Genomic DNA, 12,870 nt, shown 5'->3' with positions numbered 1-12,870 from the left:
CCGCTGGTACCGCCGCGCGCGGCGGTACCAGCGGCACTCCTGCGTCGTACGATCGACCGGCTGGTCAGTACTGGTGGCGAAGCAGAACGGATGGACCGATGACCGAGGGGCGCCCGACGCGCAACACCGAGCGCACCCGGCGTGCCGTGCTCGACGCGGCCACCCAGGTGATCCTGGAGAAGGGCGCCGCCGTCACCCTGGGTCAGGTCGCCACGGCCGCCGGTGTGTCGAAGAGCGGTCTGATCCACCACTTCGGCAGCCGGGACCAGCTGGTGACCGCCGTCGTGCAGGACGTGCACGAACGCTTCCGGGAGGCGGTCCTCGCTCACCTCGACCTGTCGGAGAACTACCCCGGCAAGATGCTCCGTGCCTACATCCGCGCACTCTGCGCGGGGAGCTCGGATGCTGACGCGGCGCGCGACCTCACGTCAGCGGCCACCTGGACCGGTCTCCACGCGATCCCCGCCGCGGCCGCCGTCGCGCAGGAGCACAGTGCGTGGTGGAGCGAGCAGTTCGCCCTCGACGGGCTGAGCGCCGAACGCATCCAGATCGTGCGGCGAGCCGCCGAGGGGGTCGCCACTGCCGTCCTGCTCGGTGACGAGGACGCCGCGAGCATCGAGTCTGCTCGCCGCCTGCTGTTGGAGCTCGCCACGGACGGCACCTTCTCCACGCCCCTCTGACACGCCGGCGACCGGGTACCCGGCGGGGTCGCGTCGGCGACCGGGCGCTACGGCCTCACCTCCAGCACGTTGTTGAACGGGGTCTGCGCGGCCAACCGGAACCCGGTGAAGCCGGCCTTGCGGGTGATCTGCTCGATCCGCGCGGGGCCCGCCTGCGTTCCCAGGGCCGTGCCGACGTCCTGGGCCAGCGAGGCCGGCGTGCACAGCAGGGTGGAGAACCCGTAGTAGGCCCGCCCGACAGGGTTGAGGTTCTCCTCGACCCTGTCCCCCGCCGCCGGCTCGACGACCATCCACGTGCCGTCGTCGGCGAGGGACTCGCGCACGGTGAGCGCGGCCCCCTGCGGGTCACCCATGTCGTGCAGGCAGTCGAACATGGTCACGAGGTCGTAGCCGGTGCCCGCGGACTCGGTGGCCGGCCGGACCTCGAAGCGGACCCGGTCGCCGACCCCGGCGGCGGCCGCACGGTCGCGTGCGGTCTCGATCGACTCATGGTGGTAGTCGGTCCCGAGGAACGTCGAGGCCGGGAAGGCCTGCGCCATGAGGATGGTGGAGGCCCCGTGGCCACAGCCGACGTCCGCCACCCGCGCGCCACTCCGGAGCTTGTCGACGACGCCGTCCAGGGCCGGCAGCCATGCGTCGACGAGGTAGGCGGCATAGCTCGGCCGGAAGAACCGCTCGCAGCCGACGTGCACGTCACCGTTGTGCTCGTGCCAGCCGTGCCCGCCGCCGATGCGGGCCGCCTCGATGATCGCGGGGGTACCCCTGATCGTGCCGTGGGCGATCTGGAACAGGCCCGGGAGGTACGCCGGGCTCGACTCGTCGGCGAGCGCGACCGCGTGCTCGGGCGGCAGCGTGTACCGCCCGCTCTCGGCGTCGTAGTCGACGTAGGCGCCGGCGGCCTGGGCGTTGAGCCACTCGCGCGTGTAGTGGGCGTCGGTCCCGGTGCGGTCGGCCAGCTCCGCCGGGGTGGCCGGGCCCTCGTCGGCGAGACTCCGGTACCAGCCGAGCTTGTCGCCCATGACGACCAGCGCGCTGTTGAGCGCGGCACCCACCTCCCCCACAGCGGCGAACACGAAGCTCATCAGCTTCTCCTCGTCGACGGCCACCGGTTCTTCGATCGTGGTCATGACACTCTCCTTCGTCGCGGCCCGGGCACCGTGCCCGACCTGCGTCCCACTGTGCGACCGGCGCGGTGCCCGGCACATGGGGCGGGCGCCCCAATTCCGGGGGTGTCGGTGGGGCGCGGCGCCTGGGAGGATCGGGGCGTCGGGGCACCACCGCGAGGACGGGACTGCCATGGACAGGACGGCACCATCGGCACCGCGGCGAGCGGAGCTGCTCGCCGCTCTCTCGATGGCCATCGACCTGGGCCTGGGGCAGCCCATGGAGCACATGCTGCGTGCCGCGCTGCTCTCGACGAGGCTCGCGGACCGGCTGGGCCTGAGCGCCGAGGAACGGGCGACGATCTACTACGTCAGCCTGGTGTCCTGGATCGGCTGCCACGCCGACTCCCACGAGTACGCCGCCATCTTCGGTGACGACATCGCCGCCCGGGCCGCCCACTACGACGTCGAGTGGATCGGGCTGCCCTACCTGCGGCTGCTTCTGCGTCAGGTGGGCAGCAACCGGCCGGCGCCGGAGCGGGCGTGGCTGCTCACCAACCTGCTCACCCGGTCCCGCGGAGACCTGCTGGCGCTGGCTCGCTCGCACTGCGCCTCCGCCCGGCTGCTGGCCGAGGACGTCGGCCTGTCGCCGGACGTGGTGCGGACGCTGGCCCACACCTTCGAGCGGTGGGACGGCAAGGGCGTGCCCGACGGTGTCCGCGGGGAGGAGATGGCGCTCGAGATGCGGGTCGCGCAGCTCGCCGACATCGCCGAGGTGTGGCTACGCACGCGAGGGTGGAAGGCCTGCGCGGAGATGGTGCGCTCGCGGCGCGGGACCCAGTTCGACCCGGCGGTCGCCGACGCCTTCCTCTCCGAGTCGACCGGCTGGCGCGACGTCATGGACACCGACGACGTGTGGCAGGCGGCCCTGGACGAGGACCCCGACGGGAGCCGGCTGCTCCTGGGTGAGGAGCTGGACCGCCTCGTCACCGCCGTCGGCGACTTCGCCGATCTCAAGTTCCCCTTCGCGCTGGGCCACTCCCGCGGGGTCGCCGCCCTGGCGGCGCAGGCCGGCGCGAGCTTCGGACTGGCCGACGACGAGGTGGTCCGGCTTGGGCGGGCCGGGCTCCTGCACGACCTGGGCCGCCTCGGGGTGTCCAACGCGATCTGGGAGAAGCCGGGCCCGCTCACCACGTCCGAGTGGGAGCGGGTGCGCCTGCACCCGTACTTCACCGAACGCATCCTGCGCCGGGTCGGCGGCCTCGAGCGGGAGGCGGCGATCGCGGCGACCCACCACGAACGACAGGACGGGACCGGCTACCCGCAGGGGGTGCACGGTGAGTCGCTCGGAGCCGCTCAACGGCTACTCGCGGCCGCCGACAGCTTCCACACCTCGCTCGAGCAACGGCCGCACCGACCCCCTCTCACCGAGGACGACGCCGTGCGCCGGATCCGTGCGGAGGCGCGAGCGGGGCGCCTGGACCCGCCCTCGGTGGAGGCAGTGCTCGAGGTCACCGGCCGCCGGCCCCGGCGCAGGGGCCTGTGGCCGGACGGCTTGACCACCCGCGAGGTCGAGGTGCTGCGGCTCGTGGCCCGGGCGCGCTCGAACCGGGAGATCGCCGAGGAGCTGTTCCTCTCGGAGAAGACGGTGCGCAACCACGTCGAGCACATCTACCTCAAGATCGGGGCCACCAACCGGGTCGGCGCAGGGCTCTACGCCGTGCACGCGGGGCTTGCCCAGCCCGAGCCGCCCACCCGCTGACCGGGTTCTGGGGCGACCGCCTCACGACCCGGCTGCTCGCCGGGAGGAGGCTGGGCTCCTCACCAACGACCAGAGGTGGACCAGCCATGAACCTCGACCCGAGGGCCGCCGCACACGCAGCCGCTGAGCGCGCCGCCACGTTCGACGGGCAGCACGAGCACTTCGCCGGCTTCGGCGTGATGGCGCTCCCGTTCAGCACCGGTCACGTCCTCGCGCTGCGCTGCTGGCCCGCCACCACCATCGGCCCGCCGTACGCCTCGGTGTCCGTCCGGTCGCCCGACGGGGCCTGGGTCATCCAGACCGACGCCCCACCCGAGCGCAGCTGTCCGCGGTACTTCTCCGCCGCGGCCGCCGAGATCCCCGCCCCGCAACCGATCGAGGTCACGTGGAGCGGCCCGGGCACGCTCACGGTGACCATCGAGGACGAGCTCGAGTGGCACCTCGCACTCCGCTCCACCGCCGCTACCCGTCTGATGAGCGCCTGCGCGGCTGCCATGTCCACCCGGTGGTGGAGCGACGCTCGGGTGCTGTCCGTCATGGCCACCGCGGCGGGCCCGCTGCTCGGGTCGGGGCGGGTGGCGTTGCAGGGCACGGCGCCCAACGGCCAGTGGTTCCGCGCCGCCCCGAGGCACATGTGGCTGGTCGCGTCGTCGAGCGCCCGGTGGCGCGGGCTGGACCTGGGCTCCCCCGCGCCGCTCGACCGGCAGGCGCACCTGGCCCAAGTGCCGATGCCACAGCGCGGCATCTTCTTCGTCGGGACTGCCGTCTTCGAGACGTTCGATCCCGCCAGGCATGTCGGGCCGCTGGACGAGATGACAGGCACTCCGCGCCAGCTCGCCTGAGGGATCCGACGGCGCGAGCAACGCCGTCGCCGCGGCCTACTTGACCCCGAAGTCGAACGCTTCCTTATGAAGGTTCCCGTACTTCTCCCGCAGGAAGTTGCCCGTGGTGGTCAGCTGCGCCGGGACCCGGCTCTGCCGGCTCGCGTGCAGGGCCTCGGCCTGTCCGGCGAGGAGGTGAAGCTGCTCGGCGAGCTCCTCGTTCGGGGTGCGCCCGTTGGGCTGGCGGGTCTCCACCATGGTCGGCGGGATAGCGAGGTAGCCGCGCAGGACGCCGGGCAGGTACTCGCGCACCATGGCGTCCAGCTCGTACTCGAAGCGCGCGTCACGGGACGGCTCACGACGCTCCGCCTCGACGACGTCGCCCAGCAGGCGGAGCGTCCGCTGGAAGGTGACGTAGGCGTTCGAGGGAAGCCGCATCCGGCTCTGCTGCCCGAGCGCGCCGACCCAGCCGAGCGCGGCAACCCGGCCGTCCGCGCCCTCGAGCGCGGCCTCCGGCGGCGGCGACGTCTGGACGAGCTCGTGCGACTCGGTCCCGGTGAACCGGTGCCACCACCGTCGTCGGGCCGGCAGCCAGAGGTCGCGCAGGTGCCAGGCACGGACGCCCGAGGCACCCATCGAGGCGAGGGCGAGCACGCCGCCGACGCCGATGACGTCGAGCGCAAAGATGCCCGCCGTGAATCCCGCCGCGTAGAGCAGGCCCTCGAGCACCACACGCAGCTTCTTCTTCACGCCGCCGATGAGGAGCACGAGGTAGGCCAGCAGGGGGAAGAAGACGACGACGGCGCCGACCTTGATGACGTTGCCCAGGGTCAACCGCGACATGGTCAGCTCCTCACATCCGGATCCGTGGTCGAGGCGTCGGAGGAGTGGCTGCGCTCGAGCTGCAGCCGGGCACGGCCAACCTGCCCCTCGAGCACCTCGACCGTCTGCTTGATGGACCGCGTCGCTTCGACCTTGTACCGGTCGATCTCGTCCATCGCCTGGAAGACGTTGTCGAAGGCCTGTTGGAGCTTGGCCGGGTCGACGGTGGCCTGCGCTGCCTGCTGATGGACGGCGGCGCCCTGGGACCGCAGCAGCTCGGAGGTCGAGAGGATCATGTCCGACGTCGTCGAGTTGAGCGCCTCGATCTGCGCCAGCGTGATCTGCTGCTGGGCGAGCGCCTGCGACACGATCACGGCCACCCGCAGCGCTGCGATCGTCGTGTCGAGCGCGCGGTCGACGCCCTTGATGAGCTCGGTGTTGTTCTTCTTGACGACGTCGAGGGCCAGGTAGCCCTGGACCGAGACCGCCATCTGGGTCATGAGGTCCTGGTGGCGCTGGCGGACGTAGAAGAGCGCGTCGGTCTCGAGGGTGGTGGCGTCGTCGGTCTTGCCCTCGGTGCGGAGGGTGGCGATGCGCTGCTCGAGCCCGTCGCCGAGGTGGCGGGCGAGGACGGCGTAGTTGGCGAGCTGCCCTAGCGCCGCCCACAGCGCGTCGCGCTCGGTCTGGATGGCGGCGTTGTCCATCCGCAGCTCGTCCTGGCCGCCCTTGAGCGCCTTGGTGATGGCGTCGAGCTGGTCCTGCGCGGACTCGTACTTGCGGAAGTACCGCTCGATGGCGTTGCCCTTGGGCAGGAACTTGAGGAGCCGCTTGCCGCCGGTGAGGTCGTGGCGCTTGGGGTCGAGATCAGAGACGATCTGCCGCAGCTCGGCGAGGCTCGCTCCGGTTCTCGACGCCGGATCCTCCCCGGACGCCGACGCAGCGGCTGCCGGCCGCTGGAGCATGCGGTTGGAGGAGTCCCCCGCCTGCCGCATCGTGTCCTCGCCCAGCTTGGTCAGCTGCGCGACCTTCGTCTGGAACTCGGGGCTGTGCAGGGGCGCGGCGAGGAGGTCGTCGAGGAACTCGCGGGCCGTGTCCGCGTGCTTCTGCTGCGTCTCCGCGTCCACGAGGATGACGCCGCCGACCTTCTCCGGCTCGCGCACCTCCACCTCGGCCGCCGGCGCAGGCGGCTCGAGCTGCAGCGGGTCCTCGACGGCGGGGGTCTGGTTCTGGCCAAGGTCGAGCGGGTTCGACATTCCGTGTCTCCTCGGGCGTCTCGGGGCTACCGGCAGTCTCTCAGGTCGCCGCGTGCAACGTCAGAATTCGCCCCTGTCACAAATAGAACGGCCGCGCCGCCCTCGGTGTTCCGAACCTCGTGCGCCCGCGGTGTGCTGAAGCCGGTGCCACGTACCATGTCCGGACCGCTCGGCATCGCCGAGGTGTGTTCAGCAGTGTCAGCGTGACTGTGCGTTCAGTTCCGCACACCATTGTCGCGCCACGCGCCACCCGCCACGGCGGCTGTCTCCGCGGCAGACAGGTGCGACGGGTCAGCCGACCCACCGGGAGTAGGGCGAGTTGTCTGCGCTTCAATGAGACCTTCGACCCGGTCCTTCCTTCCGGTTGCGTTCACTCGAAACCAATCCAAACCGGAGGCCTTCGGGTCTAATTCGCTTTGATGAGTCAGAGGTTGCCAAACTCAGTCGATGATAGGACTATGTCGCTTCGCCCGAACACATTGACTGCATCACTGGAAAACAAATCGATCCGCCCGACTCGCCTTAGCGGGCTGCGCGGTCCCTCGGCGGCCAAGAGCGTCTTCTCTACCAGTTTGCCCTTCCGACTCCAGCGTCTCCCGAGCTCCGAGAAGGCCGGGGGAACAGCCAACTTAGTAGATCGAGCCGGCGGCCAACTCGAGTGGGATACAAATGGCTCGAGGCAGTACCTGACCGCTGCGGGATGGCGCCACAAGTCGGGGCACGTCGCCGCTCCGACGAGTTGGACAATCTGCGCCGAACGATCAGTGGAGAGGCTCCGAGTGCTACCTATCTGGCTTGCAAGGTGTGCGAGTCCCGCTTGTCGCATCTTCGGCAATGAAGAGGGGGCCGTCGGAATGCTCTTGCGCGGGTAGCATATCCGTCCGAAAAAGGTAGGGGGCATTGGTCCGCTCGGCGTAGCGCCGCTCGTGGACGCCAAGTACTCCGCGACGATACTGCACCATACATGAGACTCGGCAATATTGCTGAACTCGACTAACGAACCAACTACCGGGATGGCGTCGCGCGTGATGGAATCAACCAGTCGTCCCTGCCTCTCGCGTTCGTCGTCGGTAGCGGCAAGCGAGGAGTTCGCAACCATGAGAAACGCCGCGTGCAAGCCCTCGTCGACGAGCACAGTCTCGAGCCAAGTCGCCCCTCTTCGCACGTCGAGGGACAAGACTTTAGCCTCAGCCTGAGCGAGCGCCTTTCGCGACCCGCGCGCCCGCGGGCGCGCGTCACGAAAATTGCTTCGAAACTCGCCGAAAACCTGGTCGAGGCTTGAGGCCAAGGCCGCCATGTCTGTGGAGTTGCTGCAGGTCGCCGCTCGCTGCACTAGATCGAATTGGTGCCCAGCTCCACGGCACCGACATCTGCAAGTGGCTTGCGCAGCGTGCTCACAGGAATAGTCGTGCGTAGCAGCAGGCGAGAATGACTTATCTGGCACAGGGCCCTCCAGTGGGGAAAACGCACACACCCGCTTCGGCGCGGTCGACTCAGCATAAAGCTACGAGACTGGTGCTCGTGGGCGATTGCCATACCTCCCTTGCCGATTCCCGCGGCCACGCGCCGGGCCAAGCCGGAATGGACTTCACTCATGCTGGATGGGCCTCACACGCTGGTCTCCAGCGCGAAGGAGCGACGGGTTATCGCGACCAACGCGGGTCAGCGGCAGTCTGTCGGGTTCCCTCGCACGCAACGACTGGCGACCCGCTCCGGCGTGACGTCTCACGGACACCTCCGTCAGCTCGGGGCGGGACGGGTGCCCACGCTCACCCGTGCCTCGACATGGCTGAAGACCGGCTGACTGTGACCTTGGGTTACGGAAGCGATTCACCGCTCCCAGCGGCGCGGGCTCGACGCTTGCCGGCAGTGCGACCACGACGCTGGCGTGGACGCCCTCAGGGGTTCACGCGTGTCCGGAGCATCTCCTGCGTCTCCTGGTCCATCGAGTAGAGAAGCGTCCCGCGGAGACCTCTCGTTAGGAGCACCTTGTAAACGTGCCGGACGAGGCGGTCGAAGGTGGCATCATCAACCGCTGTCTTTGATCGGAAGTCCGGGTCCTTATTGAACTCTCGTCGCGTCACCCAGCGGTTTCCTCGCCACACCAAGTCGGGACCGAGTACCACGCCGTTCCACGCGTACTCGAAGCCCTGGGCGGTGTAGACGCAACCGACTTGATCGAATCCGTCAGGGTCCGTCGCCCACAACGATGATGGAGGGGCGCCACCCACAGCACGGTCGCTCTTGAGATTCCAGGGACGGCTCCACTCGCCGATCTGAACATCGTGGACGAGTCGACCGTCCTTCGTGGGGTTGCTCCACGGCCAGCAGAAGCCCGCGGTCATCCGCGCGGTAACTCCTGAGTCGCGGAAGGCGCGAAGTCGCCCTTCGAGCTCCTCGACCGACTCAACGACGTCGACCGAGAACGTCGGCTCATCGTGCCAACCAGGCGACCCGCCCTCCGAAGTGCCTTCACTGGTGAGATCAAGTAAGCGGTGCACCCAATCGAGGTAGGTCTGACTTCCGCCCGCGCGGAACTGAGCATTCAGATTGATGTGGCGAACGGGCAGACCCCGTGTCGTGGCGTGGGCTTCGATGTCGGCAACGGTCCCCAGCTCCCCAGGGCGAACGACCTGGTGCTCGTCCAGGAGGAAAACGGGTACACGTGCCGCGTCGATCAGTTCCTCAATCTGCGGCCGCGCGGCCTCACGTAGCTGCTTTGGCGTGTACCGATTGACTGACTTCTCCCGGATGCGGTGAGCCTCATCCAGGACGAGGACGTCAAGGCCGTTCCTCTCGGCATCCATGAAGGAATTGAAGTACTTAAACAGGTTCTTGACGCGCGTCGACCCCTTGCCGGCGACCTGACGCATCGTCTGGGTGAATGACCGGGAACCAGTTGCGTGAATCACGGCGCGACCTTGACGAGCCAGCTCGCCGAGCAGAGATAGTGCGATGACGCTCTTTCCACTGCCCGGTGCGCCCGCAATGACGACCACTGACTTGCTGTCGGCTTGCCGCGCTGCCTCGACCTCGCGCAACACGACCTCGTACGCGACACGCTGCTCGTCGAGCAGCACGAACTGCTCACGGTCCCGAATCTCGTCGGCGGCTACGCTCAACAGCTGCTTGGAAGGAGCGATGGCCGCACTGAGGAACTGGTCAGCCACCTCGACGGCCGGCACTGCCGCAAGACGTGAACGAAGGTAGTCGTGAAATGCCCCGCGCCGCTGGCCTGTGAAGAGCCTAGAAGTCTCTGTCACAGGACGCACGAACAGGTCTGCCACGCTGTTGTCGGTGGCGTTGTGGAGGTACGCCACACCTGCGGTCATGCTCGGGTCATCGGCGAGGCCTGGCATGAAGTCCCTGAGGTATTCCACGTAGCCGCTGACTTGAACGCCTGGATGGAGCGCCGGTCGGTATGGGGCCGCGGCAACGTCGACGAGAGTGTCGCTACCCTGCCAGCTCGTCGCGCCGCTCCACTGTTTGAGTTCCACGACAACGATGCTCGGATTGCCCGTACTTGGATGACGCCCCACCAGCAAGGCGTCTATGCGCTTACTCGACAATGGCAGCCGGTGCTCCAGGATGACTTCGACGTCACCTAGGCCCGCGTCAACGAGGTCCTGAGCCAGGACTGGAAGGCTCCCACGCCAGGACCTCCGTTCGCCCGCTCCGGGCGAACCCGCACCAGTGCTGTAGAGATGGCTTGCCATGCGGTCCTCAAGAACCGAGATGTCACTGCTGCAAATTTCAGCGAGCGCACGTGCGCTCGTTCGAACGTCGGCCACCAGATGGATCCCTCACACGGCACGAGTAGTCGTGCGGTGGGGACATGTCCGAAGACCGGAAGTCCGTCGTTACCGCTTGCACTCCACAGGCTACCGAGTCCACGCGCCCGTGTTCGGGATCTTCGTGCCTCGGACCAGAAGTCCGGCTTCTCCGCGGCGCCAACTCGACCCCACAAGCGAGACAGCGACTCGTTACCGAGGGACGAGCAGCACACCGCCCACCGCGAGGCCTTCAACGCCGAGGACGACGGCGGCCTTCTGTCGATCAGCTCTTCGCCGCCACCCCGCACGACCTCGAGAACACCGAAATGCGAACGCTGACCATTCAGCCGCTCAGCGTGAATCTCGACTGCATCGTCATCGCCGGCGATCGTCTAAAACGCCAGCATTGCCCGCTCGACGGCGCTGGCCACCGAGCGCATCCTGGAGTACCTCCTCCTCCAGACCGTCGTCAACGAGCAGAACGACGACGCCGAGTGAGCGAAGGGCCACAGGCGACGCCAACCACGTCGATGACTTCGCCGCCCACCTGGAGGAGAACACCGACGGTCCGTAGTGGGTTCCGGAAGAGGCGCAGTCCTGAGGTCCGTTCAGAACAACGACGGCGGCGGACTCAACTGCGAGGGTGGATCCACCGCCGTCGTACCGGGTGTGGAGGTTTATCGATCCGAGAGACGATGCGACCGACATAGCCGGCTCGGGCCCCACTACCGGAACGGCCGGAATCACATGCTTAACCTCGAGAGGTTCGCCGCCGATGGCACGGCATGACGGGCATCCCGCAACGAAGCGTTGAGAAGTGAGGATCTTGACGAGCTCTGCACCAGCAGACTGGTACCCGGACCCTCACCAGGCCGGCTCCCTTCGGTACTGGGACGGCACAACGTGGACCGCGCACGTCCGCCCCGCAGACCCCCAGGCGACGCCCACGCAGCCTCCAGCTGCGCACGAAGCTCATACGCCGCACCAGCAACGCCTCCGTCGCGACGTGCGGGTCTGCTGCACGGATAGGTGACATCTGATCTGTGGTGCCGCAGGGTGCCACTGGAAGGATGTGCACCGTGCTTAAGCCATACCCCAAGGAGTTCCGCGACGACGTCGTGCGGGTCGCGCGGAATCGCGAGCCGGGCGTCCACCTCAAGCAGATCGCTGCCGACTTCGGCATCAGCGAGTCCTGTCTGACGAACTGGATGAAGACCGCCGACGTCGAGGAGGGCGTGAGGCCCGGCACGACCGCAGCCGAGAACACCGAGCTGCGTGAAGCGCGCAAGCGGATCCGTCTGCTGGAGCAGGAGAACGAGGTCCTGCGCCGGGCGGCCGCGAATCTGTCGCAGGCGAACCTGCCGGGAAAATGATGTACCCGCTCGTCCGCGAGCTGGCCGAAGACGGGATCCCCGTCACGGTGACGTGCCGGGTGCTCAAGATCGCGCGCCAGCCCTACTACCGCTGGCTCACCCACCCGGTCACCGACTCCGACCTCGAGCAGGCATATCGTGCCCACGCCCTGTTCGACGCCCACCGCGATGACCCGGAGTTCGGCTACCGCTTCCTGGTCGACGAAGCCCGCGAAGCCGGTGAGCCCATGGCCGAGCGGACCGCATGGCGGATCTGCTCGCGGCAGGGCTGGTGGAGCGCGTTCGGCAAGAAGCGCGGCAAGAACGGCAAGAGGCCCGGCCCGCCGGTGCACGAGGACCTGTGCATCGTGACCGATGACAAGGGTCGACAGCGGCACGAGTTCACCGCCGACGCCGTCAACGAGCTGTGGCTCACCGATATCACCGAGCACCGCACCGGTGAAGACAAGCTCTACCTGTGCGCGATCAAGGACGCCTACTCCAACCGGATCGTCGGCTACTCCATCAACTCTCGGATGAAGTCACGCCTGGCCGTGGCGGCGCTCGACAACGCCGTCGCCAGGCGCGGTGACGTCGCCGGCTGCATCGTGCACTCGGACCGCGGGTCGCAATTCCGCAGCCGGAGATTCGTTCACGCCCTCAACCGCCACGACATGGTCGGATCGATGGGCAGAGTCGGCGCAGCCGGCGACAACGCGGCCATGGAGAGCTTCTTCAGCCTGCTCCAGAAGAACGTCCTGGACCGCCGCCCCTGGGCCACCCGCGAAGAGCTCCGGATCGCGATCGTCACCTGGATCGAACGGACCTACCACCGCCGCAGATGGCAGGCCGCCCTCGGCCGGTTGACCCCCATCGAGTACGAGACCATCATGACCACGCCCGCCACCCAGGCTGCGTGACCCAACCTGTCACCTATCCGTGCAGCAGACCCCCGCCTCGAACCGATGGACCGAGTCAACGAGCTCGGCGACGCCTCCGTCCCGTTCCGCTTCGACGTCCACACGATGTACTTCTCGACCGACGCCGTGTCGCTTGAGGCAGCGCTCCACGCACACTTCGCGAACCGTCGACTCAACAAGGTGAACCTGCGCAGAGAGTTCTTCTACGCCACCCCCACCGAGGTGCTCGACGTACTCAAGCAGCACGCAGGCGCTGTCACCGAGTACACGGAGACGGCGGAGGCCGAGGAGTTCCGCCTCAGCAGGGGAGAACTAGCCGACGCGTTCTGATCCGCTGAACTTCGTTCTAGAACCGACTACGACGGCGTCGCTCCGCACGCTTAG

At 68.1% G+C, this 12,870-nt stretch carries 10 protein-coding genes; 6 read left to right on the top strand and 4 right to left on the bottom strand.

Annotated elements, in window-relative coordinates; genetic code table 11:
- Nucleotides 1-98: 98 nt before the first annotated feature.
- Nucleotides 99-680, top strand: coding sequence for a TetR/AcrR family transcriptional regulator (locus GD632_RS06820; protein ID WP_152190226.1), 582 nt, complete (start codon nt 99-101; stop codon nt 678-680).
- A gap of 47 nt (nt 681-727) precedes the next feature.
- Here GD632_RS06820 and GD632_RS06815 read toward each other — a convergent pair whose 3' ends face one another.
- The gene (locus GD632_RS06815; protein WP_152190224.1) at nt 728-1,807 is read right to left on the bottom strand and encodes a class I SAM-dependent methyltransferase; all 1,080 of its coding nucleotides are present in this window, start codon (nt 1,805-1,807) and stop codon (nt 728-730) included.
- A 169-nt stretch (nt 1,808-1,976) separates the two neighbouring features.
- Between GD632_RS06815 and GD632_RS06810 the strand changes: the two genes are divergently transcribed.
- Nucleotides 1,977-3,545 carry an HD domain-containing phosphohydrolase gene (locus GD632_RS06810; RefSeq protein ID WP_152190222.1) on the top strand — a complete coding sequence of 523 codons (1,569 nt, stop codon included), beginning with the start codon at nt 1,977-1,979 and terminating at the stop codon, nt 3,543-3,545.
- A gap of 86 nt (nt 3,546-3,631) precedes the next feature.
- Nucleotides 3,632-4,387, top strand: coding sequence for a hypothetical protein (locus GD632_RS06805; protein WP_152190219.1), 756 nt, complete (start codon nt 3,632-3,634; stop codon nt 4,385-4,387).
- A gap of 36 nt (nt 4,388-4,423) precedes the next feature.
- Here the strand turns inward: GD632_RS06805 and GD632_RS06800 are convergent, their stop codons facing one another.
- The 3 genes from GD632_RS06800 to GD632_RS06790 all read right to left on the bottom strand — a co-directional run bounded on the left by GD632_RS06800 (nt 4,424) and on the right by GD632_RS06790 (nt 10,232).
- A complete protein-coding gene (locus GD632_RS06800) occupies nt 4,424-5,209 on the bottom strand; it encodes a hypothetical protein (RefSeq protein ID WP_152190217.1) in 786 nt (261 codons plus the stop codon).
- A gap of 2 nt (nt 5,210-5,211) precedes the next feature.
- Nucleotides 5,212-6,441 (bottom strand): toxic anion resistance protein, encoded by a 1,230-nt coding sequence (locus GD632_RS06795; RefSeq protein WP_152190215.1) that lies wholly within the window; start codon nt 6,439-6,441, stop codon nt 5,212-5,214.
- Nucleotides 6,442-8,339: 1,898 nt separating this feature from the next.
- The gene (locus tag GD632_RS06790) at nt 8,340-10,232 is read right to left on the bottom strand and encodes a DUF2075 domain-containing protein (protein ID WP_226924697.1); all 1,893 of its coding nucleotides are present in this window, start codon (nt 10,230-10,232) and stop codon (nt 8,340-8,342) included.
- A gap of 799 nt (nt 10,233-11,031) precedes the next feature.
- On the opposite strand from GD632_RS06790, the gene GD632_RS06785 reads away from it, so the two are divergent.
- The 3 genes from GD632_RS06785 (at nt 11,032) to GD632_RS06775 (ending at nt 12,816) form a co-directional block, all read left to right on the top strand.
- Complete coding sequence (locus tag GD632_RS06785) at nt 11,032-11,247, top strand: DUF2510 domain-containing protein (protein WP_226924695.1); 216 nt, start codon at nt 11,032-11,034, stop codon at nt 11,245-11,247.
- A gap of 46 nt (nt 11,248-11,293) precedes the next feature.
- Nucleotides 11,294-12,486, top strand: a protein-coding gene (locus GD632_RS06780; RefSeq protein WP_152190560.1) for an IS3 family transposase whose coding sequence is annotated in 2 segments (ribosomal slippage) — nt 11,294-11,578 and nt 11,581-12,486 — 1,191 coding nt in all. Because the reading frame shifts where the segments join, the coding sequence is not laid out codon by codon here.
- A 45-nt stretch (nt 12,487-12,531) separates the two neighbouring features.
- A complete protein-coding gene (locus GD632_RS06775) occupies nt 12,532-12,816 on the top strand; it encodes a GIY-YIG nuclease family protein (protein WP_152190213.1) in 285 nt (94 codons plus the stop codon).
- Nucleotides 12,817-12,870 lie beyond the last annotated feature (54 nt).

The sequence above is a fragment of the Georgenia satyanarayanai genome, from assembly GCF_009193135.1.
Taxonomy (GTDB): domain Bacteria; phylum Actinomycetota; class Actinomycetes; order Actinomycetales; family Actinomycetaceae; genus Oceanitalea; species Oceanitalea satyanarayanai.
This window is presented reverse-complemented; position numbering and strand designations above follow the sequence as displayed.